Here is a 24,325-nt window from a genome sequence, read left to right on the forward strand (position 1 = left end):
CCGCGTAATCTGGGCGCATGAGTGAATCGCAGGTCCGCGTCCGTTTTTGTCCATCTCCGACCGGCACACCACATGTCGGGTTGGTGCGTACCGCGTTGTTCAACTACGCCTACGCCCGGCACAACGGTGGTGCGTTCGTGTTCCGGATCGAGGACACCGACGCCGCACGCGACACCGAGGAGTCGTACGCCGCGATCCTCGACGCGCTGCGCTGGCTCGGACTGAACTGGGATGAGGGCCCGGAGGTCGGTGGCCCGCACGAGCCGTACCGCCAGTCGCAACGCAAACCGCTGCATCTCGATGCGGTCGCCAAACTCCTCGACGCCGGTGAGGCCTATGAGGCGTTCTCGACGGCAGAAGAGGTCGAGGCACGGCACAAGGCGGCCGGCCGTGATCCCAAGCTCGGCTACGACAATTTCGACCGCGACCTCACCGAGGAGCAGCGGCAGGCTTTCCGCGACGAGGGCCGCCCGGCCGTTGTCCGGCTCAAGATGCCCGCTCGCGACATCTCGTGGGACGACCTGGTGCGCGGCACCACCACCATCCCGGCCGGGACGGTGCCGGACTTCGCGCTGACACGCGGCAACGGAGATCCGTTGTACACCTTGGTCAATCCCGTCGACGACGCGTTGATGGAGATCACCCACGTCCTGCGCGGTGAGGATCTGCTGTCGTCGACACCGCGGCAGATCGCGCTCTACGAGGCTCTCATCCGAGTCGGAATCGCAAGCCAGACACCAAAGTTCGGCCATCTCCCGTTCGTGATGGGGGAGGGCAACAAGAAGCTGTCGAAGCGCGACCCACAGTCGAGCCTGTTCCACCACCGCGACCGCGGGTTCATCCCCGAAGGCCTGCTGAACTATCTGGCGCTCCTGGGATGGGGCATCGCGGACGATCACGACATCTTCACGCTCGACGAGATGATCGCCGCGTTCGACATCTCGAAGGTGAACTCCAACCCTGCCCGTTTCGACCAGAAGAAGGCCGACTCGATCAACGCCGAGCACATTCGCCGGCTCACCCCGGAGGACTTTGCCGGGCGGTTGCGGGACTTCCTCGTCAAGGCGGGCAAGTTGACCGAACCGGTCGACGAAGCCCAGTGGACGGTTGTCGCGGATCTGGTCCAGACCCGCATCCAGGTCCTCGGGGACGCGTGGGGACTCATCGCATTCCTGTACGTGTCGGACGACGATTTTGCGATCGATGAAGCGGCGGCCCGTAAGAACCTCGGAGCCGACGCGGCGCCCGTTTTGGACGCGACCATCGAATCGCTGTCGGCATTGCCTCAGTGGACGACTGAGGCCATCGAAAGCGCCCTCAAGGAAGCTTTGGTGGAGCGGCTCGAGCTCAAACCGCGTAAGGCGTTCGGTCCGGTTCGTGTTGCGGTGACGGGGTCGCACATCAGCCCGCCGCTGTTCGAGTCCTTGGAGCTCCTCGGGGCTCAGCGCAGCCTCGCCCGACTGCGCGCTGCTCGCGCAACGATCGTGTAAAAAGTGCCTCTGACCTGGCGATTACAGGTTAGGGCGCAGGGTTTGATAATCTCTTTCTCGTTGCTTTTCCAGCCGCCACAAGCGACTGGGAGAGCAGCGAATGGGGTATGGTGTAATTGGCAACACAGCGGTTTCTGGTACCGCCATTCTAGGTTCGAGTCCTGGTACCCCAGCGACAACAGCGTAATACTGTGTCAGTTCTGGCCCCGTCGTCTAGCGGCCTAGGACGCCGCCCTCTCAAGGCGGTAGCGCGGGTTCGAATCCCGTCGGGGCTACAACAAGATCAACCCTTCTCCTGCCATGCAGGGGGAGGGTTTTTCTCTGTCCGGACCAAGGCGGTCGGCTTCCACACAGCAGCGAAGGCCCCCGCTGGAACTTGATGTCCGGTCAGGGGCCTTCGAGTCTTGTTGGGAGCTATAGGCCAATCGCTGCGAGGGCGGCGGCGAGATACACCCCGAGCAACTGGATTCCACTACCCAAGATTCCGAAAGCAAGTCCGACAAAATCGGCTGAACCCACTGTTGATACTCCTTTGGTGAACCCTCCACCTGGTTTGCGCGGGGGGACCCGCTGTGGCCGGCAAAAGAGGGATTCTTGGAGCTGTGCCGCGGCGGACGCCTGAGTGTGTCATGAATCACAAGAAGCGAATGCTGCTTACGCCTGATTTGAGTTCGGCATCCGCCGATCGCGCCTATCAGATCGAAGGTCGAGCTTCTGGCCCCCGCGACGTAGAACCCCCACATCGAATTGATGTGGAGGCCGCCGCGGGTGTGTCTACTACTTCACGAACTCCGCCGTGGTTCCGGCGAGCGGTACTTCGGGGAGTCCGAGCTTGCGGTGGTCCCAGCTGCGGACGCGGTCGGTCTTGATCCGGATCGCCACCCGCTTGTTCATCATCTGATCGACGTAGGGGCGCATCTCGTCGGTGTACGGGCCGTTGTAGCGTTCCCACACGCTGATGCCGCACTTCAGGATCGAGTCGGGGTCGTCGAGGATCTCGGCGGTCCCGTCGATCGATACGCCGCGCAACTCGTTGTAGGTGAGGCCGGCCTCGATCATCACGGTGCAGATCGGATTGCGGCGAATATTCACGGCCTTCTGTGATTTCGCCTTTGTCTCGAACCAGATCTCGCCGTCGATGACGCCGTACCACATGGCGACCAGGTGGGGACGGCCCGTGGCGGACACCGTTGCCATCGTTGCAGTGCGGCTGCGGACGATGAACTCGTCGATCTCGTCGTCGCCCATCACGATCTTGCCGCGCTCGTTCGTTCCCATCGGGTGTCCTTTCGCTTTCCTGCCGGCTCTACGGACGCCGGTCAGGTCACTGTCGTTCGATGATGTGACTTTCGATACCCCACCCTAGAGTCGTTTGTTGATTGCATCCGCCGCGGCCAGTAAGTCGGCGGCCCAGCGTGATCCCGGACGCCGTCCCATCCGGTCGATCGGGCCGGAGACCGAAATCGCGGCGATCACCTCGCCTGCGTTGTCGCGTACCGGAGCCGAGATGCTGGCCACGCCGGGTTCGCGCTCGCCGATGCTCTGCGCCCATCCCCGGCGGCGGACCTCGAGCAGGGTCCGTTCACTGAAACCGTTCTCACCCAGTAGGAGCCGGGCGGTGGCGGGATCGGCCCAGGCGAGCAGGACCTTGGCCCCGGAGCCGGCGTTCATCGGCAGCCGGGCTCCGACGGGGACGGTGTCGCGCAGTCCGGATGGCGGCTCGATGGCAGCGACACAGATCCGGTCGGCGCCCTCTCTACGGTAGAGCTGCACGCTCTCGCCGGTGATCTCCCGCAGTCTGGGCAGAATCAGCGCGGCTGCCTCGCGCACGGTGTCGGTGGCTCCGGCGGCGAGTTCGCCGAGTGCGGGCCCAGGGCACCACAGTCCGGAAGTATTGCGCGCCAACAGACGGTGGGTTTCGAGGCCGACGGCGAGCCGGTGCGCGGTCGCACGCGGCAATCCGGTGCGCGTACACAGCTGATTCAAGTTGCACGGCCCTTCGGAGACGGCGTGCAGAACGGCGACGGATTTGTCCAGAACACCGATCCCACTGGCCACTGCCGATGCGGTATCATTTCTCACAAGCCGATACTATGCTCTCGCATACTGAGATGCCAGCCCATCTCGTCAGAAGAAGAAACTTGGTGATCATGATGACCGAACGTCCGATGACCTTGGCCGAAAAGGTTTGGGAAGAACATGTTGTGGTGCGTGGTGAAGGAGAGGGATCCGGACGCAAGCCCGACCTGATCTACATCGATCTGCATCTCGTCCACGAGGTGACGAGCCCGCAGGCATTCGACGGCCTGCGCCTGGCGGATCGTCCGGTGCGACGACCCGACCTGACGATTGCGACCGAAGACCACAACGTGCCGACGATGGATATCGACAAGGTGATCGCCGATCCCATCTCGCGTCTGCAGGTCGACACCCTCCGCAGTAACTGCGAAGAATTCGGAATCCGGTTGCATTCCATGGGTGATGCCAATCAGGGCATCGTCCACATCATCGGACCGGAACTCGGTCTGACATTGCCGGGCATGACCGTCGTCTGTGGTGACAGTCATACCGCCACGCATGGTGCTTTCGGCTCTATTGCCATGGGCATCGGTACTTCCGAGGTCGAGCATGTGCTGGCGACGCAGACACTTTCGTTGCGTCCGTTCAAGACGATGGCGATCAATGTTGACGGCGAATTGCCGCCCGGCGTCACCGCCAAAGACCTCATCCTGGCGGTCATCGCGCAGATCGGAACCGGCGGCGGCCAGGGCTATGTGCTCGAGTATCGCGGCCCGGCCATCGAGAAGCTCTCGATGGAGGCCCGAATGACCGTGTGCAACATGTCGATTGAGGCCGGTGCTCGCGCCGGACTTATTGCACCCGATGACATAACCTTCGAATACGTCAAGGGTCGTCCGCACACACCGGCCGGCGCCGACTGGGATGCCGCGGTGCAGAACTGGCGTCAGCTCCGCACCGACGACGGCGCGGTCTTCGACGCAGAGGTCCATATCGATGCGACCAAGCTGACCCCGTTTGTCACCTGGGGAACCAACCCGGGGCAGGGGTTGCCTCTGGGTGCTTCGGTGCCCGACCCCGCCAAGATCGCCGACGCAGCGGAGGCCGAGGCAACCGAGAAGGCACTGCGGTACATGGATTTGACGCCCGGCATGCCGCTGCGCGAGATCGAGGTCGACACCGTGTTCGTCGGCTCGTGCACCAACGGGCGTATCGAGGATCTGCGTGCGGTGGCCGAGGTCTTGTCCGGTCATCACGTGGCCGAGGGCATTCGGATGCTGATCGTTCCCGGTTCGGGGCGGGTGCGCCTACAGGCCGAAGCGGAGGGACTTGGCGACATCTTCGAGGAAGCCGGCGCGGAGTGGCGGCAGCCGGGTTGTTCGATGTGCCTGGGAATGAACCCGGATCAGCTCGCACCCGGTGGACGATCCGCATCGACCTCGAACCGCAATTTCGAAGGGCGGCAGGGCAAGGGAGGCCGAACTCACCTCGTGTCCCCAGCTGTGGCTGCTGCCACTGCAATTCGCGGACGCCTCAGTGCCCCGACCGACCTGACCGATTCAGTTCCCGCGGTCTGAGCGCGGACGAGAAGGAGAATTGACGATGGAACCGATCAGCATTCACACCGGAATCGGCGTGCCGCTTCGCCAGGGCAATGTCGACACCGACCAGATCATCCCGGCGGAGTTCCTGAAGCGGGTGACTCGCACCGGATTTGAGGACGGGTTGTTCGCCGGCTGGCGCGCGGACCCGGGCTTCATTCTCAATGTGGAGCCTTACAACCACGGATCTGTCCTGGTGGCCGGTCCTGATTTCGGCACCGGATCGTCCCGAGAGCATGCGGTCTGGGCGTTATCTGACTTCGGTTTTCGGGTCGTGATCTCGTCGCGCTTCGCCGACATCTTCCGCGGCAATGCCGGAAAAGCCGGGTTGGTGGCCGCGCAGGTGGACCAGTCGGACGTCGAGTTGATCTGGAAGCGGCTCGAGGAGCAGCCCGGGTTGGAATTGACGGTGAGCCTTGAAGATCAGACGGTCACAGCAGCGGACCTAGTGGTGCCCTTTGCAATTGATGAGTACACCCGGTGGCGTCTGATGGAGGGTCTGGACGACATCGGATTGACATTGCGGCAGGTCGAAGCCATTTCTGAGTATGAAAAGGCAAGGCCCGTATGGAAACCGAAGACCCTGCCGGAGCCCGCTTCGGGGAGCGCAACGAGGGCGCGGCCGTAACCTGTTAGACGGCATACCTTTCGCCACGCCGAGCGAATTTGGCGTGGATCGTGGACGTTTTGCGATTTGACGTTTACCGTGTTCATTTAGATGGCCCAAAGTGGGTCAACAGTTTGCGGAGGTTGAATCCATGAACAAGGCAGAGCTCATCGAAGAACTAACAAAGAAGTTGGGGACCGATCGCCGTACGGCTACTGACGCCGTCGAGCACATCGTCGACACAATCGTGCGGGCGGTGAACAAGGGTGAGAGCGTGACGATCACCGGTTTCGGTGTCTTCGAAAAGCGGCGTCGCGCTGCTCGGGTTGCTCGCAACCCGCGCACCGGCGAAACCGTCAAGGTGAAACCGACTTGGGTGCCGGCATTCCGTCCGGGCGCACAGTTCAAACTTGTTGTGTCCGGCAAGCAGAAGCTGAGCGCATCGGGCCCGGCCGTCAAGCGTGGCAGTGCAACTGTCGCAGCGGCACCGGCCAAGAAGACCGCAGCCAAGAAGGCCGCTCCCGCCAAGAAGGTTGCAGCCAAGAAGGCGGCTCCGGCCAAGAAGGCCGCTCCCGCCAAGAAGGTTGCAGCCAAGAAGGTAGCACCGGCCAAGAAGGCCGCTCCCGCCAAGAAGGTTGCAGCCAAGAAGGCAGCTCCGGCCAAGAAGGCCGCACCTGCCAAGAAGGTTGCAGCCAAGAAGGCAGCTCCGGCCAAGAAGGCCGCACCTGCCAAGAAGGCTCCGGCGAAGAAGGCTCCGGCCAAGAAGCGCTGACGCACACAAACAAAACCCCGGTGGACCTTCCCTCCACCGGGGTTTGTTTTGCGTTCAAGGCATTTCGGTTACCGGCGGCTAACCCATCGGGCTGTCGACGTGGTGCGCGGCAACGAGCTTTCCGTCGTGCAGCGAGAGCACCCAGAAACTTCCCTTGCGGTTTCGTGACGCCGGGAGCTTCAGTTCGTCCTGAGCAGCCCACCATTTGAGTAGCGGGGGGATCACCTTGCCCTGACTGCACACGACGTGAATCCCGGATGATTGCGCGATCTCTCGAATCCGGCGGCGCCCGGCCTTCGGGTCGTCGGCGTATGACTCTTCTGACAGTGATGGTTCGGCCACGACGTCGACGCCGAGTTCGTCGGCCAGCGGTGCCACCGTCTGCACGCAACGCACGCGATCTGCCGAATGAACGTCTGTGGGGCCGAACAACAGCAGTTGCGACACCAGTGCCTCGGCTTGAGCCTGGCCCACCTTCTCCAGGGGACGGAGCCGATCGTCGCCTTTGTAGCGGGACTTGCGGCCGGCCTTGGCGTGGCGTACCAAAAGCAGGACATCAAGCTTTGCCGGTAGGGCCCGAAAGGACTTCAGGACTTTCCGGTCCAGATGATACGAGATCGCAGACTCTGCCGATTCCACTGAGAGCCAACGTAATTCGTCAACCTCGTCGTTGGGCGTGAACTCGCCTGCGACGAGCTCGGCTGACCAATAGTGAACATGCTTGCGGCCGGGACCACGAAGGTCGTAGCTGACCATCCGCACATGCCTGCCGAGCCGAACGTGGTAGCCCGTCTCCTCGGCGATCTCACGGACCGCTGCACTGAGGAAGGTTTCCCCGGGTTCGACCTTGCCCTTGGGCAGGGTCCAGTCGTCGTAGCGGGGACGGTGGACGATGGCGACCTCGATCTCCCCGGCCGAATTCTCGCGCCAGAGCACGCCACCGGCCGCGTAGACCACCGCGCCGTTGCCGCTTGCCGATTTGCTCACTGGCTCAGGTCGGCCCGACGACGGTTGCGCCGCATCATCTGACGCTGATGATCGCGCACCTCTTCACCCGCAGCGGGTGAGGCCGTCCAGCTTCCGTTCTGCTCGAGTGTCCAGCAACGGGTGGTCGGATCCATCGCGGAGGCGAACACGTCGTCGAGTTCGCGCGTCAGTCGCGGGTCGCGAACCTGAGCCATCACCTCGACCCGTCGATCGAGGTTGCGGTGCATCATGTCTGCGCTGCCGAACCAGAACTCGTTGATCGACTGGAAATGAAAGACCCGCGAATGTTCCAGGAACTGACCGAGGATCGACCGCACCGTGATGTTCTCGCTGAGACCGGGAACCCCCGGCCTCAGAGCGCAGATACCGCGGACCACCACATCGACCGGGACACCGGCCTGGGATGCCCGATACAGCGCATCGATCACCTGCTCGTCGACGAGCGCATTGGCCTTCAATCGAATTCGGGCATCAGAGTGTCCACTTTGCGCCCGCTCGATCTCTGCGCGGATGCGATCGATGATTCCCGCGCGCACACCGTGCGGTGCGACGAGCAGGTTGCGGTACTCGACCTTTCGCGAGTAACCGGTGAGCGTGTTGAACAGGTCGGTCAGGTCGGCACCGATATCCGGCGCCGCGGTGAACAAACCGATGTCTTCGTAGAGGCGCGCGGTCTTGGGGTTGTAGTTACCCGTGCCGATGTGGCAGTAGCGCCTGATGGTCGAGCCCTCACGCCGGACCACCAGACAGGTTTTGCAATGTGTCTTCAGTCCGACGAGCCCGTAGACCACGTGTACGCCGGCCTGCTCGAGCTGCCTGGCCCACTTGATGTTTGCGTGCTCATCGAAGCGTGCCTTGATCTCGACGAGCGCCACCACCTGTTTGCCCGCCGCGGCAGCATCGATGAGGGCGTTGACGATCGGGGAGTCGCCGGAGGTCCGATAGAGGGTCTGTTTGATCGCGAGGACATCGGGGTCGGCGGCTGCCTGTTCGATGAATCGTTGCACGCTGGTGGAGAAGGAGTCGTATGGGTGATGCACCAGCACATCTCCCTCACGCAGCGTGGAGAAGATGCTCTTGGGGGTTTCTCGTTCGCCGAAAGCCGGGTGGGTGGCCGGGACGAAGGGTGGGTCCTTGAGTGCGGGCCGGTCGATCGCGGCGACCTGGAACAGGCTCGACAGGTCGAGCAAACCGGGCACCTCGATCACGTCGGCCGGATCGACATCGAGTTCGCGCAGCAGCAGTTCGAGCATGTGCTCGGTCATGTCGCCGGCGATCTCCAACCGGACCGGTGAACCGAAACGCCGACGGGCGAGTTCACGTTCGAGTGCCTGGAGCAGATCTTCGTCGCGGTCTTCCTCCACCTCGAAGTCGGCATTGCGGGTGATCCGGAAGGCGTGGTGCTCAACGATCTCCATGCCCGGGAACAGATGGTCGAGTTGTGCGGAGATCAGATACTCCAGCGGGAGGAGGATCGATTTTGCCGGTGCGGTATCGGTTTTCGTGTACAGATGCCGGAACTCGGCGGGCATCAGGCGGTCGACTTGGACAAAACGGTCGACGTTGTCAGGGACCTTCACGCGCGCGAAGTGCTCGCCACCCTTGCCGACATCTTTCACCGTCACGGCCAGATTCAGGCTCAGGCCCGAGATGTACGGGAACGGATGAGCCGGGTCGACGGCCAGCGGCGTGAGCACCGGGAAGACGACTTCATGGAAGTACTCGCTCATCCGGCGGCGCTCGTCGTCCGACAGCGCCTCCCAGGTGACGATGTGAATGTTGTTGTCTGCCAGAGCCGGTTGTACCGAGTCGAGGAACACGCGAGCGTGCCTGTCGGCCAATACCTGGGTGCGCTGGGCGATCAGGGCCAGCTGTTCACGCGGTGACAGGCCGTCGGCGGAGCGGACCGATAGTCCCGTCTCGTGACGGCGTTTGAGCCCGGCCACCCGGACCATGAAGAACTCATCGAGATTGGAAGCGAAGATGGCCAGGAATTTGGCACGCTCGAGCAGCGGCAGTGACGTGTCCTCGGCCAGTGCCAGGACCCGGGCATTGAAGTCGAGCCAACTCAGTTCGCGGTTGAGGTAACGATCTTCGGGAAGATCCGCGGTGCTGGTGGGTAGAGCGGTCGCCGCCGGTGGTGCTGTCGGCATCAAGGGTGGGTTCGACGGCTGGTTCGTCGCGTCTGCTGTGCTCACGTGACCATCATGGCCCATCAGGCCGGGCTGTGGAATCGCGAGTTCGTGATTGTTCACCCAAATGCAGGCGAGAGACGATCGCGGACGTCGCCAGACCCAGACCGAACCGTGCGGCGGTCAACAGATCGTCGATGGTGTCGACGTCGATCCGAAGGTCCGGCCACCGGTCGGAGTCGTCGATGAGATCGATGGCGCCGTGGTCGGAATGGCGCTTCGCGGAGTCGGCCCCGAACCGCAGGAAGTCGGTTGTATGTGGACCTTCGAGGTCGAGAAACAGTGCGGTGGTGCCGGTCCCGGCGTGATCGGGGATGTACGACGACGTCAGCGATGCAGACTCCGCGACGGCCGCGATGAGACTGGCGGGGGTCGCGGCGGGCAGATCGGCCTGCAGCACCAGAATTCGGCTACCGGGCCATCGGGACAGCGCGTGATCGATCCCCATCGCAAACGCCTGGTTGAGGACGTCACCGTTGTCGACAACGGTCTCGGCTCCGAATGCACCGGCGGTGGTTGCCACGGCTTGATCCGGAGACACGACGACGATCCGATCGAGTCCGGTGCCGACCACCGCGGTGAGGGTGTCCTCGAGCATCGCCAGAACCAGGGCGCGGCGCGCATCGCGGCCGATGGCCGGAGCCAGCCGCGTCTTGGCCCCGCTCAGTTCCTTGACCGCAATGACGACTGCGATCGGCCGCGTTTCCATGGGGTCCATCATGGTCGGCGCCCTCACCGGGGTGAAAAGGTACCCCGCCTTGGCGCCGACCTCTAGGCTTGGAGCGTCGCGGAGAGACCGCACACAGTCGTGGAGACAGAGGGTGGGTGGCGTGATGCGCGCGGTCGTCATGGGCTCGGGTTCATGGGGCACAGCGATGGCCAAGGTCCTGGTGGACGCCGGCACCGAAACGATCCTGTGGTCGCGACGGGCCGAGCTGGCCGATGCGATCAATCAGACGCACACCAATCCCGACTACCTCGACGACGTAGCGCTGCCGGTGGGCCTCCGCGCCAGTGCCGATCTTGCCGAGGTGCTCGATGGCGCGGATCTGGTTGTGTGCGCGGTGCCGTCGCAGTCCCTGCGCACGAGTATGCAGACGTGGCTGCCGCACCTGAGTGACACGGCAACGCTGATGTCGCTGGCCAAAGGTGTCGAGACGGGCACCCTGCTGCGGATGAGTGAGGTCATCACCGAGGTGACCGGGGCGACCGCGGATCGGGTTGCGGTGTTGTCGGGACCGAACCTGGCGCGGGAGATCGCGATGGGACAGCCGGCGGCCACAGTGGTGGCATGCGCGAACGAGGTTCGCGCTCGAGAGATTCAAAAGGCTTGCAGCACCATGTATTTCCGTCCGTACACCAACACCGACGTGGTCGGGTGCGAGATCGGTGGGGCAGTCAAGAACGTCATCGCATTGGCCTGTGGCATGGCATCGGGCGTGGGGCTGGGCGACAACACCCGGGCCTCGATCATCACCCGCGGGCTGGCCGAGACCATTCGACTCGGTGTTGCACTGGGAGCACGCCCCGAGACGTTGGCCGGATTGGCCGGAATCGGTGACCTGGTGGCCACCTGCTCGTCGCCGCTCTCGCGCAATCGCACCTTCGGCAGCCGCCTCGGTGAAGGCAAAACACTTGCCGAGGCGCAGGAAGCGACCCACGGCCAGGTCGCCGAAGGCGTCAAGTCCTGTTCATCGGTACGTGCGCTCGCCCAGAAGCATGACGTCGATATGCCGTTGACCGATGCGGTACACCAGGTGTGTCACGAGGGTCTGACCGTCACCGAAGCCATCTACTCACTGCTGGGCCGGCGCACAAAGCCGGAGTGACTCCGTCACGCTAAACGTGACGCGAGCCCGAGTGTCGGTCGGGGGTTTCAGTTACCCAGATCGATCGGGGCTGTCGGCAGGTATTCGTCGATCAACTGTGAAAACTGTTGGATCGGACCGTTTCCCACATTCTCGGGGAGCCAGATCGCCACGTAGGGACGGTGATCGACGGCGTACCAGAGGAAGCCCGGGGCGTCGGTGGTCGCCGAGACCAGGAACCACTGCACCGGATCGACCACCTGCAGACCCGAGGTGGGGGAGAGTGACTCGGGTCGATCGACGCCGCATCGCAGCTGAACCGGTCCGGGTACCTGATCTCCAGGCGGCCAGCTGACCATGCCGTCGTCGGACACGGTCTTCTTGCCGAAACCGTCGAAGGTCTCGGGCAGCGCGGCGATGAGTGCCGCACAGTCCGGTGATGATTGCTCGGGTGCCGCCATCGATTTCAGGGGCGTGTCAGCGGAGGTGCTGTCGTCGGTCTTGACGACCGCATAGGTGATGAAGGCCACGATCACCATCACCGGAATCGTGATGATGGTTGCGATGATCGCCGGATGCAGGCGACCGGGACGGCTGGGGGTCGACTCGCTCACACCAGCCTCGGGATGCCTGTCACGACCGGGCACGTCAGCGTTCGGGTGATCCCATCGACCTGCTGAATCTTCGGAACCACCTCTTCGGTGAGGTGGGCCGCGTTCGTCGCGTCGACCCGCACGATGACGTCGTACGGTCCGCTGACCTCCTCGGACGAGGTGACGCCGGCGATATCCGAGATCGCTGCTGCGGCTACCGCAGCCTTACCGACCTCGGTCTGGATCAGTATGTAAGCCTGAACCACGGCGTTCCTTTCGTTCACGACGACGATCAGCGGAGCGGCTGACCCAAATAGACTGGCACATATTGTCACCGACAACGGTGTCGAGTGGCCAATCAAGCAGGCCGACATCCAAACGAAAGGCGCGGTGAGAACGCTGTCCACCGATCCGGTCCCCACGGTCAGTGAGGTCGGCGAGCAAGTGCTGATCGATCTGTTCACCACACCCGACGACGACGCCAGGGGTGATCACATGGTGCTGGTCGGTCCCGGCGACGACGCCGCCGTGCTCGTCGGCGGCGGCCCGGTGGTGGTCAGCACCGACGCGCTGGTCGACGGCAGGCACTTCCGAATGGACTGGAGCAGTCCAGAACAGATCGGGTTCAAGGCCGTGGTCGCGAACGCCGCCGACGTCATCTCGATGGGCGCCCGGGTCACCGGGTTTCTTGCTTCGGTGACCTGTCCGAAAGACATTCCGGTCGCCACCCTGGTGGGTCTGCGCGACGGGATGCGCGAGGCCGCCCGGCGATACGGGGCGAATGTTGTCGGCGGTGACCTGACGGCCGGCGATCAACTCGTACTCGCGGTGACGGCGATCGGTGCCATGGACACCCGCACCCCGGTCCGACTGTCGACGGCACAGGTCGGCGATGTGGTGGCTGTCTCGGGACCGCTCGGTTCGTCGGCCGCCGGTATGGAGCTGTTGTCGGCCGGTGTCAGCGATTTCGCCGGTCTGGTGCGCGCACACTGCGCGCCGGAGCCCCACCTGGAGCTGGGCGTTGCTGCTGCAGAGGCAGGTGTGCATTCGATGACCGACATCTCTGATGGGCTGATGCGCGAACTCCATACGATGTCGCGGGCCAGTGGGCTGCGGATCGAGATCGATGTTGCCGCCATCCCGGTGGTGCCTGAATTGCCGGTTGCCGCAGCCAGGCTCGGTGTGGACATGAATGTCTGGACAAGCACCGGTGGCGAAGATCACGAGCTGCTGGCCACGTTCGCTGCCGGGGAGCTTCCGGTCGGGTGGACTGCGATCGGTACGGTGCATGCCGGGCCTGCCCAGCCCCCGGTCACCGTTCACGGCATGGATACGGTTGATCCCGAGGCGGGTTGGCATACGTTCTGACGGGTGCATGTGGGATTCGGCACTACCGATACTGTGGCGTTCATGGCTATTTACGCACTCGATGATCGCGAACCCGAACTGGGCGAAGGCGCCTACGTACACCCGGACGCTGTGGTGATCGGCGCGGTGACCCTCGCGGCCGGTGCCTCCGTCTGGCCGGGCGCGGTGCTGCGGGGCGACTACGGGACCATCCACATCGGTGAGAAGACGAACATCCAGGACGGCACCGTAATCCATTGCACACCCGTGCATCCGACGGTGATCGGTGCGCGTTGTGTCGTCGGGCACAACGCGCACATCGAAGGTGCGACCATCGGCGACAGCTGCCTGATCGCATCAGGTTCGGTGGTACTCAACGGTTCTCGGATCGGGGCCGGATCAATCGTCGGTGCGGGCGCGGTGGTCGCGTACGGCTTCGAACTTCCCGAACGCTCGATGGCCCTGGGTGTTCCGGCGAAGGTCCGGCAGGGCTACGAGGTCGCCGAGGGCCATATCGAGATGAGCGTCGAGAACTACGCGGCGAACGCCGCGTACTACCGCACCGCGCTGCGTCGCCTGGATTAGACGGTCATGCCTGACACACAACCACTTTCGGCCCTGGTGGATCCGGGGTGGGCCCGCGCGCTCGCGCCGGTCGCCGACGATGTCACCCGGATGGGAACCTTTCTGCGGGCCGAGCTCGCGGAAGGCCGCACGTATCTGCCGGAAAGCAGAAACGTGCTGCGGGCCTTCTCGAATCCATTCGACCAGGTGCGCGTCCTGATCGTCGGGCAGGATCCCTACCCGACGCCGGGTCACGCCGTCGGCCTGAGCTTTTCGGTGGCGCCCGACGTGAAACCGGTACCGCGGAGCCTGGGCAACATCTATACCGAATACAGCGATGACCTCGGACTCCCGCGGCCGTCGAACGGTGACCTGACACCGTGGGCGAAACAGGGTGTGCTGCTGCTCAACAGGGTGCTCACCGTGGCGCCGGGGGCTGCGGGAAGCCATCGTGGCAAGGGTTGGGAATCGGTCACCGAGTGTGCCATCAAGGCATTGGCGGCCAGGGATCAACCGTTGGTTGCCATCCTGTGGGGCAAGGACGCCGCGTCGTTGCAGCCGTGGTTACCCGGGGTCGCGACGATCGTCTCGCCGCACCCGTCGCCGCTGTCGGCCAGGCGTGGATTCTTCGGTTCGAAGCCGTTCTCCCGAGCCAACGCCGCACTGGTGGAGCAGGGTGGCGCCGAAATCGATTGGCGCCTGCCCTGACCGGATCCGAGATCTGACAGACACCTGAATACAAAAAATGGCCACCCGCGGAAAGCAGGTGGCCATTTTCAGGTGTGAATGTGCTTCAGGTCAAGAGGACTCAGCTGTTGGCGTTGACCGACGCGTAGTCCGGCTTGGTCTTGCCGACGAACGCGTTGACTCCCTCGATACCGTCCGGCAATGCGGACAGTGCAGCGATCGACTCTGCTTCGGCGTCGAGCTGCTCGGTGAGCGAGCGGGTCGCCGATGCGTTCAGGAGCTTGCGAGTGGCCGTGAGCGTGCGCCACGGGCCTGCCGCGATCGAGGCTGCAGCAGCCTCGGCGGTGACCAGTACCTGATCGTCTTCGACCACACGCGAGATCAGGCCGAGGTCGAGTGCCTCGGCGGCGTCGACCGCGCGGTTGGTCAAGATGATGTCGCGTGCACGTGCGGCACCGACGACCCGGGGCAGCGTCCAGGTGAGGCCGCCGTCGGGGGTCAGTCCGATGCCGAGGTATGCCGGACGGAGCTTCGTCGAGGTACCGGCGATGGCAACGTCACAGTGCGTGACGATGCTCATTCCGGCACCTGCAGCCCAGCCGTGCACAGCAGCAACGATCGGTACATTCGCAGAATTCAGCGCGCGGATGAAGTCATGGAAGTCTCCGGCCAGTCCGGCCAGGAACTCGGCACGATCGTCGGCAGAAGCGAAGTCACGGACGTTGCCGCCCGCGCAGAAATTCGCTCCGGTACCGACGAGCAGCACCGCACCCGCCTTGATCTCGCCGCGGGCCAACTGACGCAGCGCAACAGCGCCACGATCGAAGTAGACCCGGTCCAGCGAGTTACCGGCCTTGTCTGAGGCGATGGCAATGCGGAGCACGCCATCGGTGAGTTGAACTGAGTCGGAATCGGTCGGAGTGGACCGCAACTCGGTCACACTCAGCCCCGAACGACTTTGCCGGCCTTTAGGCAAGAGGTGCAAACATTGATCCGCTTGCGGTTTCCGGGGGCAACCTGCGCACGCACGGACTGGATGTTGGGATTCCAGCGCCGGTTTGTACGCCGGTGTGAGTGCGAGACCGACTTACCGAAGCCGGGGCCCTTGGCGCATACGTCGCAGACGGCAGCCATCGTCGAACTCCTTCAATGAGAAATTAGGTGGTCATCGGCCCAGAGTTGTCGACACGGGTGCCGACGCCCAATGGGCAACCCTGCAAGGATAGCTGTCACCGGGCCTGTGATCCAAATGGTGGTCAAACCCCTGGCCAGAGTGGTCGCCGAACGACCGTGTCGGTCTCTCAGATTAGTCTGTGTGTCAGACCACAAGAAGGAGGTGCGGCACGTGGTGGATCCGGTCGGGGCCCCTGCAATGGACCCAGGGGTGTTGCGGGATTGGATTCACGGTGCCGTGACCAGCCTCGATCTGGTGCGTGCCGAGATCAACGACCTCAACGTCTTCCCGATTCCGGACTCCGACACCGGCAGCAACATGCTGCACACCATGAAAGCGGCCGCTGAGGCCGTCGATGCACTCGACGACGATGCCGACACCCCGACGGTTGCCCGGGCCATGGCCGAGGGCGCTGTGGCAAAGGCCCGGGGTAACTCCGGAATCATCCTGTCGCAGGTTCTGGTCGGATTGGCCGATGCCGCCGAGATCAATGCCATCGGGGGCCGGGTCTCCTTCAACAAACTGTGGGTTGCCGGCCTGAGACTGGGGTCGCTGGCCGCGACCAGGGCCGTGAGCGAACCTCGTGAGGGCACAGTGCTGACGTTGCTGCGCCGGTCGGCGGAGAACGCTGCCGAGCAAGCCGAGGCCACCCCTGCCGACCTGGCCCGCGCCATCGCCGACGGTTGTGCCGACGACCTCGAACTCACCCAAACGCAGTTGGACGTCCTGGCCCAGGCCGGAGTGGTGGATGCCGGTGGTCGGGGACTTCTGGTGATCTTCGACGAGCTCGTCAAGGTGCTGACCGGTGTGTCGACTCGGCGCCGTCGGTACCAGGGAGCGTTGGTCGGTGGTGGGGATTGGATCGGGCACCAGATCGGAGAGTCGTGCGACAGCGACGACGAGATGGACTTCGAGGTGATGTACCTGCTCAACGGTGCCGCCGCCGACCAGATCTCGACACTGCGCACCAAACTCGGCGACATCGGCGATGCCGTGGTGATCGTCGGCGACAGTGCCGACGACGGTGCGGGCGAGCGTTTTTCCATCCACGTCCACACTTGCCAGCCCGGTGCTGCGGTCGAAGCGGGCGTGGCCCTCGGCCGCGTGAGTGACATCAGGATCAGCTGTTTCCTGCTCGATGCCCACCGGGGACAAGAGGACAAGGCCTCGCGTCCACCGCGTCGCAGGCGTGCGGTCGTCGCGGTTGTCACCGGCGACGAGGCCGCGGAGCTGTTCGAGCAAGAAGGAGCCGTGGTTGTCCGGGCCGACACCGGTGGCGAGGGCGAGTTGGATGCCGAGGTGCTCGCGAAGGCGATCATCGACGTCGACAGTGCGCACGTGATCTTGATGGGTAACGGAGCGCTACCGGCCCAGGACCTGGTTGCCGTGGCTGCGGCTGCGCGCTCCCGGGAACGGTCTGTGGTGATCTTGCCCGGCGGTTCGATGGTGCAGAGCCTGGCGGCGATGGCCGTGCATGATCCCGGCGAATTGGCCGACGACGACGCGTACGCGATGGCCGATGCCGCCGCTGCCACCCGATTTGGCGCCGTGGTCACGGCCACCGAACGAACCCTGACATTTGCCGGAACCTGCGAACCCGGCGACCACCTGGGTCTCATCGGCGATGGCGTGCTCGTGATCCATCCCGAGATCATCGGCGCGGCTGCCGGTTTGATCGATCTCCTGCTGAGTACCGGTGGTGAGATGGTCAGTGTGCTCGCCGGGCGTAATCTCGATCCCGAGGTGCTCGAGCAGCTCGAGCATCATGTGAACACCGTGCACCCCGGAGTCGAGTTCGTGAGCTTTCCGGGTGGGCAGGTGGGCGAACTGCTTCAGGTGGGAGTCGAATAGCAGTGGTGGCATTGTCGGAGTCGCTCGATGTCGTATTGGGAGCGAAGGCTGCCGATCTGCTGGCCGAGCAGATCAACGTGAACACCGTCGGCGAGTTGTTGCGGTATGTGCCGGATCGCTACGTCAAACAGGGAGATCTGTCCGGCGAACGTAAACCCGAGCCGGGGGAACGTCTGACGGTGGTCGCCCGTGTCGAGGACAGCAAAACCATTCCGATCCGGAACTCGCGCCGCAAGATGACCAAACTTGTTGTCTTCGACGGGAATTTCCGTATCTCGGTGACGTTCTTCAACTCGCCGTGGATCGCGTCGAAACTCCCGAAGGGTTCCCGCGTGATGATGGCGGGCGAGGTGAAGTACTTCAACAAAGAGTTGCAGCTCACCCACCCCAACTGGCTGAAGCTGCCGGAAGACGGTACGTCGATCGAAGCAGACGACGCGGTGGGTTCCGCCCTGATGCAGGGCATCGCGAAGGCATTGGCGACCGATGCCGGTAGCGGTGAAAAAGTCGACGGCACAATCGATTTCTCCGAGTTCCTGCGCGACGTCATACCGGTGTACCGGGCCACTGCCAAGCTGCAGGCCTGGACGATCTGGCAGTGCGTGCGCGCGGTACTGGGTTATCTCGATCCGATCGAGGATTCCTTGCCCGACGACGAGCGCAAGGCCCGCGGACTGATCGGTGCCGACGAGGCGCTGCGCAAGATCCACATCCCCGAAGGGCAGAACGACATCGACCAGGCATCGGCGCGCCTGAAGTTCGACGAAGCGCTGGCCCTCCAACTGGCGCTGGCGCAGCGCAGATATGTGGATCGCGGCGCGGAAGGCCCCTCCTGCCCCCACGTGGACGGAGGGCTCGAAGACCGGTTTCTCAAACGTCTTCCGTTCACTCTCACCGACGGACAGAACGAGGTCATCGACGAGATCACCGCAGATATGGCACGTCCGGAGTCCGAGGGACTGACCAAGGTCGCGCCGATGAGTCGACTGCTGCAGGGCGAGGTCGGATCGGGTAAGACCCTGGTGGCATTGCTCAGCATGCTCCGGGTGATCGACAACGGGTACCAGTGCGCGCTGCTCGCACCTACCGAAGTTCTTGCCGCGCAGCACTTCCGGACGCTGGAAAACATGCTCGGTGGATTGGCCAAAGAGGGTCAACTCGAAGGGGAGGAGGGCGCCACCCGCATCGCTCTCATCACCGGCTCGATGAAGACCGCGGCCAAACGCACCGCACTCCTCGAGACGGTCACCGGCCAGGTGGGCATCCTCATCGGCACCCACGCCCTGCTGCAAGAGCATGTCGACTTCTTCAACCTGGGGTTTGTTGTCGTCGACGAACAGCACAGATTTGGTGTGGAACAACGGGATACGCTCCGATCGCGGGGCCGCGACCACATCGTTCCGCATCTGTTGGTGATGACCGCGACCCCGATTCCGCGCACGGTCGCGATGACCGTGTTCGGTGATCTCGAGACCTCCACGCTGAGGGAACTGCCGCGGGGTCGTCAGCCGATCACCACCAGCGTGGTGCCCAAGGGCAACCCGAAGTGGGTACAGCGGGCGTGGGAACGTGTCGACGAGGAAGTGCAGGCCGGCCGCCAGGTCTATGTGGTGTGTGCGCGGATCGGCGATGACGGGACCGCCGCCGGCCAGAAGTCGGCGCAGAAATCGAGTGAGGCGGGTGGCGAGCCGGCCATCGCAGCGGTCGACATGTTCAACACGTTGTCGACGGGTCCACTGGGCAAGTATCGAATCGAATTGCTGCACGGGCGGCTTCACGCCGATGACAAAGCTCAGGTGATGGCCGACTTCACGGCAGGCAATATCGACATCCTGGTCTCGACCACCGTGATCGAAGTCGGTGTCGACGTCCCCAACGCCACCACCATGGTGATCGTCGATGCCGAACGGTTCGGCGTGAGCCAGCTGCATCAGCTCCGTGGTCGTGTCGGTCGTGGTGGGTTGCCCGGCCTGTGTCTGTTGATGACCGGTGCGGCAGATATGTCGCCGGCCATGGAACGTTTGCGTGCTGTCGCGGCGTCCAATGACGGGTTCGAATTGTCGCTCGTGGATCTGGCTCAGCGAAGGGAAGGTGATCTGCTTGGCTCGCTCCAGTCCGGTCAGACCTCCTCGCTCCGCTTCCTCTCGCTCCTCACCGACGGTGACCTCATCGATGACACGAGGGCCCTGGCCGACGAGGTGGTCAGCTCGGACCTCACCCTGGTCGAGCACAAACCGATGGCAGCGCTTGTCGATTCGATTCTGGGGCCGGTCCGGCTGGCGTTTTTGGACAAGTCCTAGCGGAGGGCAACTCTCGGCCCGGGTGTGGGCGTTACTGATTGTTTTCGCTGCCTCGGCTGTTGTGGTCGCCGGTGTCGGGATTGCGATCAACCGCCCGCCCGCCATCTCACCCGACGCGCAGCGGCTGCTCGGTGAGCTGACGCTGATTCCGGCACTCGCCGCCCGGCCGGATGCGCCGGACTACGACCGCAGCGCCTTTGGTACCGCTTGGACGGACGACACCGATGCGGGTGGTTCACGCAACGGATGCGACACCCGCAACGACATCCTCGACCGTGATCTTCAGGACAAGACCTTCGCAGTGTTGACCAGCTGCGCACGGGCGGTGGCCACAGGTGAGTTCCGTAGCCCCTACAGCGGTCGGTGGGTGGTCTTCCGGCGTGGGCAGGGGACCGGCGCCAAGGTTCAGATCGACCACATCGTCCCGCTGTCTTTTGCTTGGGATATGGGTGCCCGGAACTGGAGTTCGCGAGTGCGGCAACGCTTTGCCAATGATCCGGCGAATCTGGTCGCGGTCGATGGCGACGCGAATCAGGACAAGAGTGACAAACAGCCGTCGCGGTGGATGCCGGAGAACGAGTCTTTTCACTGTCAATACGCGGCACAGTTCGTGGTGGTGATGCGGACCTACGGGCTGTATCTCGATGCCCTGTCCGTGCCGGTGTTGAAGTCGGCACTGCGTCGTTGCTGACGTGGTGTCGTGATCGGGCGGGGCCGATTTATTGCATCGCTATAGATGAATTGCAGAATGCAATCGGTAGGAAATTGTCTATCGCCGACAGATTGTTTCATTGGAACAAAAGAGAAATGTGCTTTACTCTTCCGGAAACAACCGTTCAGGAGAAGACAATGGCGCAGTCGTACACATTCGTGCTGGTACATGGGGCGTGGCATACCGGAAAACATTGGGCCCCAGTGGTGGAGTTTCTGGAGAAGGCCGGGCATCGGGTGCATACTCCGACAGTCGCCGGTTTCGGCGAGGAGAAATCGACTGCTTCGCACGCAGATGGCGTTGATTCGGTGCTGCAGTACATCAATGATCGTGAACTAACAGATTTTGTTCTCCTCGGACACAGCTTTGGCGGCACGATCATCTCGAAGGTCGCCGAACAGATTCCCGAACGCATTCGACGTCTTGTCTATTGGAACGCTTTCGTCCTCGCGGACGGAAATAGCATCAACGATGAATCTCCGGCGCATTATGGAGAAATGACTCAAGCGTTCGCGGTGGACGGCATGTTTATGCTTCCGTGGGATGTGTGGCGGGAAGCATTCCTGAATGATGCCGATCGTGATGTCGCGTTGCGAGCCTACGAGACCATCTGCGCGACCCCTGTCAGGATGCTGGAGGACAAACTCGAGCTGAGCAAGTTCTACGAACTCATCGCGGCCGGTCAACTACGCGCCTCTTACTTGAACTGCACCGACGACACCGCCATGCCTCACGGCGAGTTCGCATGGCATCCCAGGTTCTCCAGCCGGTTGGGCCTGTGCCGGATCGTGCAGACGCCGGGGAGCCATGAACTGATGTTCACCGCCCCTGCTCGGCTTGCGGAAAAGATCGTCGAGGCGGGCCGCGACTGACCGGGCAGCCCGCCGTCGACCGTGCCGAAGTCGTCGTCGAGCGGGCCGGTCAGGTCACTCCGCCCGCGATTTTCAGCGTGACGATGCGATCCCAATCGAAGCCCAGCTCGGCGAGAATTTCGTCGGTGTGGGCGGCGAACTCGGGTCCGGGGCCGAGCTCGGGTGCAGTGACATCGAACTGCACCGGGTTGGCGGCCAGTGTCAGTTCGCCCGCCGGCAGCATATATTCATTGGCCACGACCTGCGCGTCGTTGGACACCTGCAACGAATCCTGCACCGGTGCCCACGGGCCCGCCAAGGTGGCGAAACGCTCCGTCCATTCTGCCAGGGTTCGGCCGGCGAGGACTTCACGAAGAATAGTCACTGCCACATCGGTATTGGCGGCGATCAGCGCGGCGTCGGCGAAGCGGGGATCGTCCGCGAGATCGGGACGGTCGATATGGTGGCACACATCGGCCCAGAATTTGGCAGGCTGCAACATGACGAAGGTCAGGTAGCGCCCATCGGCCGTGGCGTACAGTCCGGACAGTGGATTGGTAAGGGCGCCATGCTCACCGGGCACAGGAGCAACCATCGCTTCGCCGACGTGTGCCGACAATGCGAGCCCGTGTCCCATGGCCCAGACGCCGCTACTCAAGAGAGATACGTCGACGACGGACGTCGCACCCGTGCGTTCACGTTTGAGAAGGGCTGCGGCAACGCCGCCCGCGAGGTTTGTGCCCGAGATCGTGTCTCCGAACGCGGGCCCCGGCGGAAAGACCATCCCCTCCATATCTGGAGGTGTGAGCGTGGCGGCGACACCGGCTCTGGCCCAGAAGGCGGTCATGTCGTATCCGCCCTTGTCTGCCTCCACACCTCGCGGGCCCAGTGCGCTGCCCCGTGCGAAGACGATCTTCGGGTTCACGGAGCGCACATCGTCCACGTCGATTCCGAACCTGGCCCGGGCCTGCGGTAGGAAACTGGTGAGGAACACGTCCGAGGTGCGGATGAGCTCGTTCAGCACCTCCTTGCCTTCCGGTCGGCCCATGTCGAGGCCGATGCTGCGCTTACCTCGATTGGCATGTTCGACATTGGGGTTGGGGTCACCCTCGACCTTCATCGGTCCGATCTGACGAAGGCCACGCTGCGGATCTCCGGTGACCGCGTGTTCGACTTTGATGACCTCTGCCCCCCAGTCGGCGAGCACTGCGCCCGCTGAAGGAACGAAGCCGTACATCGCTACCTCGAGAACACGGAAACCTTCGAGTGGCTTCATTTGGTCACCGTCGCAAAGGCTTTGATCTGCAGGAATTCTTCCAGTCCGGCGGTACCCATCTCTCTGCCGATGCCGGACTGTTTGTAGCCGCCGAAAGGAACATCGGGAGAGAAGTAGCTGCCGCCGTTGACGCTGAAGGTCCCGGTCCGGATCCGGCGGCCGATGGCTATCGCCCGGTCGTCGTCGGCGCCCAAGACACCACCCGAGAGTCCGTACTTCGAATTGTTGGCAATCTGCACGGCGTGCTCGTCGTCATCGAACGGGATGACTGCGAGGACAGGGCCGAAGACCTCTTCCTGTGCGAGTTCGCTGTCCGGGTCGACATTCGCGAGCAGTGTCGGCGTGTAGAAGTATCCGGGATTGACCTGCTTGCCACCGGTCACGAGTGTCGCGCCGGCCTCGATTGCCCGCTGGACCAAGGCGTCCACCTTGTCCCGTTGGCGTTCGCTGATGAGCGGGCCCATGTAGGTCGCCGGATCGGACGGATCACCGTAGGGCACATGCTCGAGCAGACCGGCCACCCTGGCAACGATTTCGTCGTGATGGGCCCGCGGCACGAGCAGCCGGGTGGTGAGCGCGCAACCTTGTCCGGCGTTGGAACAGATTGTGAACGCCGCGAATTGTGCGACCGTGGCAAAGTCTGCGTCTTCGAGCACAATCAGCGCCGACTTGCCGCCCAGCTCCAAGAACACCTTCTTCAGACTCGCGCTCGCTGCCGCCATGATCTGAGCGCCAACGGGTGTGGACCCGGTGAAGGTGACGACATCGACATCAGGGTGCGTGGTCATCATCTGACCCACCTCCACCGCAGTCGAGGACAAGACGTTCACCACGCCTGCCGGGATATCGGTGTGCTCGGCGATCAGCTCGCCCAAGGCCAGCGTGATGAGCGGTGTGTCCGGAGCTCCCTTGAGGATCACCGTGCATCCGGCAGCGAGCGCAGGAACCACCTTGGCCAGCGCAAGCTGGTTCGGGTAGTTGTACGCGATGATCGCCGAAACGACGCCGGCGGCTTCTTTCTCGATCCAGCGGTTGTGCTTCTGTCCCTTGATCTCGACTTCGCCGAGCTCTTCGGTCAGCGGGTACGTGCGCAGCAGGTCGGCGTAGTAGCGGACGATCCCGACAGGTGTGTCGAGCTGGCTACCGAGCGTACTGAGGTGGGACGCGCCGACTTCGGCGATCGTCAATTCGCGAAATTCCTCGATGTTGTCGAGCAGTGCTCGGTGCAGCTGGTCGAGGCACGTGATGCGGAACTCGACGTCGGTGGCCCAGTTGGTGGTTTCGAACGCCTTCCGCGCCGCAGCGATGGCTTGTTCAGTCTCGTCGACACCCGCGTCCGGCGCGTGACCGAGGAGCTCGCCGGTAGCGGGATTGATCGACGCAAACGTCTGCGTGGTCGTGACGAGCTCTCCGTTGATGAGCAGGCGCCGATCGAGAGTGCCCGACTGAGGGTTGTCGGGAACTGAGATGTTCTGAGATGTCATACGTTCTCCT

General features: G+C 63.4%; 23 protein-coding genes and 2 tRNA genes. 14 read left to right on the forward strand and 11 right to left on the reverse strand.

Going from position 1 to position 24,325, the window contains the following annotated elements; genetic code table 11:
• The first annotated feature begins 17 nt into the window (after nucleotides 1-17).
• The 3 genes from gltX to AC1D75_RS11310 all read left to right on the forward strand — a co-directional run bounded on the left by gltX (nucleotide 18) and on the right by AC1D75_RS11310 (nucleotide 1,765).
• Nucleotides 18-1,490: a glutamate--tRNA ligase gene (gene gltX / locus AC1D75_RS11300; protein WP_495515316.1), complete on the forward strand. Its 1,473-nt coding sequence runs from the start codon at nucleotides 18-20 to the stop codon at nucleotides 1,488-1,490.
• A 101-nt stretch (nucleotides 1,491-1,591) separates the two neighbouring features.
• Nucleotides 1,592-1,663 (forward strand) — tRNA-Gln (locus tag AC1D75_RS11305).
• Between the two features lie 29 nt (nucleotides 1,664-1,692).
• Nucleotides 1,693-1,765 (forward strand) — tRNA-Glu (locus tag AC1D75_RS11310).
• Nucleotides 1,766-2,267: 502 nt separating this feature from the next.
• Here the strand turns inward: AC1D75_RS11310 and AC1D75_RS11315 are convergent.
• Both AC1D75_RS11315 and AC1D75_RS11320 read right to left on the reverse strand, forming a co-directional pair.
• The gene (locus AC1D75_RS11315; protein WP_495515317.1) at nucleotides 2,268-2,768 is read right to left on the reverse strand and encodes a pyridoxamine 5'-phosphate oxidase family protein; all 501 of its coding nucleotides are present in this window, start codon (nucleotides 2,766-2,768) and stop codon (nucleotides 2,268-2,270) included.
• 84 nt (nucleotides 2,769-2,852) lie between these two features.
• On the reverse strand, nucleotides 2,853-3,572 hold the full coding sequence (locus AC1D75_RS11320; protein ID WP_482135062.1) for an IclR family transcriptional regulator: 720 nt from the start codon (nucleotides 3,570-3,572) through the stop codon (nucleotides 2,853-2,855).
• Nucleotides 3,573-3,643: 71 nt separating this feature from the next.
• Between AC1D75_RS11320 and leuC the strand changes: the two genes are divergently transcribed.
• The 3 genes from leuC to AC1D75_RS11335 all read left to right on the forward strand — a co-directional run bounded on the left by leuC (nucleotide 3,644) and on the right by AC1D75_RS11335 (nucleotide 6,489).
• Nucleotides 3,644-5,086, forward strand: coding sequence for a 3-isopropylmalate dehydratase large subunit (gene leuC / locus AC1D75_RS11325; protein WP_495516050.1), 1,443 nt, complete (start codon nucleotides 3,644-3,646; stop codon nucleotides 5,084-5,086).
• 25 nt (nucleotides 5,087-5,111) lie between these two features.
• A complete protein-coding gene (gene leuD, locus AC1D75_RS11330) occupies nucleotides 5,112-5,738 on the forward strand; it encodes a 3-isopropylmalate dehydratase small subunit (protein ID WP_495515318.1) in 627 nt (208 codons plus the stop codon).
• A 130-nt stretch (nucleotides 5,739-5,868) separates the two neighbouring features.
• Nucleotides 5,869-6,489 carry an HU family DNA-binding protein gene (locus AC1D75_RS11335; RefSeq protein ID WP_495515319.1) on the forward strand — a complete coding sequence of 207 codons (621 nt, stop codon included), beginning with the start codon at nucleotides 5,869-5,871 and terminating at the stop codon, nucleotides 6,487-6,489.
• Nucleotides 6,490-6,567: 78 nt separating this feature from the next.
• Here AC1D75_RS11335 and AC1D75_RS11340 read toward each other — a convergent pair whose 3' ends face one another.
• The 3 genes from AC1D75_RS11340 to cofC are packed head-to-tail and all read right to left on the reverse strand — an operon-like array spanning nucleotide 6,568 to nucleotide 10,377.
• The gene (locus AC1D75_RS11340; RefSeq protein ID WP_495515320.1) at nucleotides 6,568-7,476 is read right to left on the reverse strand and encodes an NUDIX hydrolase; all 909 of its coding nucleotides are present in this window, start codon (nucleotides 7,474-7,476) and stop codon (nucleotides 6,568-6,570) included.
• Entirely contained in the window at nucleotides 7,473-9,674 is a 2,202-nt protein-coding gene (locus tag AC1D75_RS11345; protein WP_495515321.1) for an RNA degradosome polyphosphate kinase, read from the reverse strand. Before AC1D75_RS11345 ends, AC1D75_RS11340 begins: the two co-directional genes overlap by 4 nt.
• Before the next feature lie 7 nt (nucleotides 9,675-9,681).
• On the reverse strand, nucleotides 9,682-10,377 hold the full coding sequence (gene cofC, locus AC1D75_RS11350; protein WP_495515322.1) for a 2-phospho-L-lactate guanylyltransferase: 696 nt from the start codon (nucleotides 10,375-10,377) through the stop codon (nucleotides 9,682-9,684).
• Between the two features lie 124 nt (nucleotides 10,378-10,501).
• Here cofC and AC1D75_RS11355 point away from each other — a divergent pair, with 124 nt between their 5' ends.
• Complete coding sequence (locus tag AC1D75_RS11355; RefSeq protein ID WP_495516051.1) at nucleotides 10,502-11,497, forward strand: NAD(P)H-dependent glycerol-3-phosphate dehydrogenase; 996 nt, start codon at nucleotides 10,502-10,504, stop codon at nucleotides 11,495-11,497.
• Nucleotides 11,498-11,544: 47 nt separating this feature from the next.
• Here the strand turns inward: AC1D75_RS11355 and AC1D75_RS11360 are convergent, their stop codons facing one another.
• A complete protein-coding gene (locus AC1D75_RS11360; protein ID WP_495515323.1) occupies nucleotides 11,545-12,090 on the reverse strand; it encodes a DUF3515 domain-containing protein in 546 nt (181 codons plus the stop codon).
• The gene (locus AC1D75_RS11365; RefSeq protein WP_495515324.1) at nucleotides 12,087-12,335 is read right to left on the reverse strand and encodes an Lrp/AsnC ligand binding domain-containing protein; all 249 of its coding nucleotides are present in this window, start codon (nucleotides 12,333-12,335) and stop codon (nucleotides 12,087-12,089) included. Before AC1D75_RS11365 ends, AC1D75_RS11360 begins: the two co-directional genes overlap by 4 nt.
• A 124-nt stretch (nucleotides 12,336-12,459) precedes the next feature.
• Between AC1D75_RS11365 and AC1D75_RS11370 the strand changes: the two genes are divergently transcribed.
• Genes AC1D75_RS11370 through AC1D75_RS11380 form a run of 3 tightly spaced genes read left to right on the forward strand, consistent with a single transcriptional unit; the run spans nucleotide 12,460 to nucleotide 14,688 of the window.
• On the forward strand, nucleotides 12,460-13,437 hold the full coding sequence (locus AC1D75_RS11370) for a thiamine-phosphate kinase (RefSeq protein WP_495515325.1): 978 nt from the start codon (nucleotides 12,460-12,462) through the stop codon (nucleotides 13,435-13,437).
• Nucleotides 13,438-13,479: 42 nt separating this feature from the next.
• Entirely contained in the window at nucleotides 13,480-14,001 is a 522-nt protein-coding gene (locus AC1D75_RS11375) for a gamma carbonic anhydrase family protein (protein WP_495515326.1), read from the forward strand.
• Nucleotides 14,002-14,007: 6 nt separating this feature from the next.
• Complete coding sequence (locus AC1D75_RS11380; protein ID WP_495515327.1) at nucleotides 14,008-14,688, forward strand: uracil-DNA glycosylase; 681 nt, start codon at nucleotides 14,008-14,010, stop codon at nucleotides 14,686-14,688.
• 100 nt (nucleotides 14,689-14,788) lie between these two features.
• On the opposite strand, the gene AC1D75_RS11385 is transcribed toward AC1D75_RS11380, so the two are convergent.
• Complete coding sequence (locus tag AC1D75_RS11385; RefSeq protein ID WP_495515328.1) at nucleotides 14,789-15,607, reverse strand: enoyl-CoA hydratase/isomerase family protein; 819 nt, start codon at nucleotides 15,605-15,607, stop codon at nucleotides 14,789-14,791.
• A 2-nt stretch (nucleotides 15,608-15,609) separates the two neighbouring features.
• Entirely contained in the window at nucleotides 15,610-15,801 is a 192-nt protein-coding gene (gene rpmB, locus AC1D75_RS11390; RefSeq protein ID WP_036517975.1) for a 50S ribosomal protein L28, read from the reverse strand.
• A 238-nt stretch (nucleotides 15,802-16,039) separates the two neighbouring features.
• Here rpmB and AC1D75_RS11395 point away from each other — a divergent pair, with 238 nt between their 5' ends.
• From AC1D75_RS11395 to AC1D75_RS11410, 4 genes are all read left to right on the forward strand, one after another.
• Nucleotides 16,040-17,692 (forward strand): DAK2 domain-containing protein, encoded by a 1,653-nt coding sequence (locus AC1D75_RS11395; RefSeq protein ID WP_495516052.1) that lies wholly within the window; start codon nucleotides 16,040-16,042, stop codon nucleotides 17,690-17,692.
• Nucleotides 17,689-19,992: an ATP-dependent DNA helicase RecG gene (recG, locus tag AC1D75_RS11400; protein ID WP_495516053.1), complete on the forward strand. Its 2,304-nt coding sequence runs from the start codon at nucleotides 17,689-17,691 to the stop codon at nucleotides 19,990-19,992. The genes AC1D75_RS11395 and recG overlap by 4 nt, the downstream gene beginning before the upstream one ends.
• Nucleotides 19,993-20,014: 22 nt before the next feature.
• Entirely contained in the window at nucleotides 20,015-20,683 is a 669-nt protein-coding gene (locus AC1D75_RS11405; protein ID WP_495515329.1) for an HNH endonuclease family protein, read from the forward strand.
• Between the two features lie 158 nt (nucleotides 20,684-20,841).
• Nucleotides 20,842-21,576 (forward strand): alpha/beta fold hydrolase, encoded by a 735-nt coding sequence (locus AC1D75_RS11410; RefSeq protein WP_482135048.1) that lies wholly within the window; start codon nucleotides 20,842-20,844, stop codon nucleotides 21,574-21,576.
• 49 nt (nucleotides 21,577-21,625) lie between these two features.
• Here the strand turns inward: AC1D75_RS11410 and AC1D75_RS11415 are convergent, their stop codons facing one another.
• Nucleotides 21,626-22,831 carry a CaiB/BaiF CoA transferase family protein gene (locus tag AC1D75_RS11415; protein ID WP_495515330.1) on the reverse strand — a complete coding sequence of 402 codons (1,206 nt, stop codon included), beginning with the start codon at nucleotides 22,829-22,831 and terminating at the stop codon, nucleotides 21,626-21,628.
• On the reverse strand, nucleotides 22,828-24,315 hold the full coding sequence (locus AC1D75_RS11420; RefSeq protein WP_482135046.1) for an aldehyde dehydrogenase family protein: 1,488 nt from the start codon (nucleotides 24,313-24,315) through the stop codon (nucleotides 22,828-22,830). Before AC1D75_RS11420 ends, AC1D75_RS11415 begins: the two co-directional genes overlap by 4 nt.
• Nucleotides 24,316-24,325: the final 10 nt, after the last annotated feature.

The sequence above is a fragment of the Williamsia sp. Y712 genome, from assembly GCF_059445525.1.

What these genes read in the sequence shown, in the direction of transcription:
- leuD (WP_495515318.1), top strand. Translation starts at nt 5,112, where the DNA reads ATGGAACCGATCAGCATTCACACCGGAATCGGCGTGCCGCTTCGCCAG.
- AC1D75_RS11395 (WP_495516052.1), top strand. Translation starts at nt 16,040, where the DNA reads ATGGACCCAGGGGTGTTGCGGGATTGGATTCACGGTGCCGTGACCAGC.
- AC1D75_RS11415 (WP_495515330.1), bottom strand. Translation starts at nt 22,831, where the DNA reads ATGAAGCCACTCGAAGGTTTCCGTGTTCTCGAGGTAGCGATGTACGGC.
- AC1D75_RS11335 (WP_495515319.1), top strand. Translation starts at nt 5,869, where the DNA reads ATGAACAAGGCAGAGCTCATCGAAGAACTAACAAAGAAGTTGGGGACC.
- AC1D75_RS11315 (WP_495515317.1), bottom strand. Translation starts at nt 2,768, where the DNA reads ATGGGAACGAACGAGCGCGGCAAGATCGTGATGGGCGACGACGAGATC.
- AC1D75_RS11380 (WP_495515327.1), top strand. Translation starts at nt 14,008, where the DNA reads ATGCCTGACACACAACCACTTTCGGCCCTGGTGGATCCGGGGTGGGCC.
- cofC (WP_495515322.1), bottom strand. Translation starts at nt 10,377, where the DNA reads ATGGAAACGCGGCCGATCGCAGTCGTCATTGCGGTCAAGGAACTGAGC.
- leuC (WP_495516050.1), top strand. Translation starts at nt 3,644, where the DNA reads ATGACCGAACGTCCGATGACCTTGGCCGAAAAGGTTTGGGAAGAACAT.
- AC1D75_RS11410 (WP_482135048.1), top strand. Translation starts at nt 20,842, where the DNA reads ATGGCGCAGTCGTACACATTCGTGCTGGTACATGGGGCGTGGCATACC.
- AC1D75_RS11420 (WP_482135046.1), bottom strand. Translation starts at nt 24,315, where the DNA reads ATGACATCTCAGAACATCTCAGTTCCCGACAACCCTCAGTCGGGCACT.
- rpmB (WP_036517975.1), bottom strand. Translation starts at nt 15,801, where the DNA reads ATGGCTGCCGTCTGCGACGTATGCGCCAAGGGCCCCGGCTTCGGTAAG.
- gltX (WP_495515316.1), top strand. Translation starts at nt 18, where the DNA reads ATGAGTGAATCGCAGGTCCGCGTCCGTTTTTGTCCATCTCCGACCGGC.
- AC1D75_RS11375 (WP_495515326.1), top strand. Translation starts at nt 13,480, where the DNA reads ATGGCTATTTACGCACTCGATGATCGCGAACCCGAACTGGGCGAAGGC.
- AC1D75_RS11355 (WP_495516051.1), top strand. Translation starts at nt 10,502, where the DNA reads ATGCGCGCGGTCGTCATGGGCTCGGGTTCATGGGGCACAGCGATGGCC.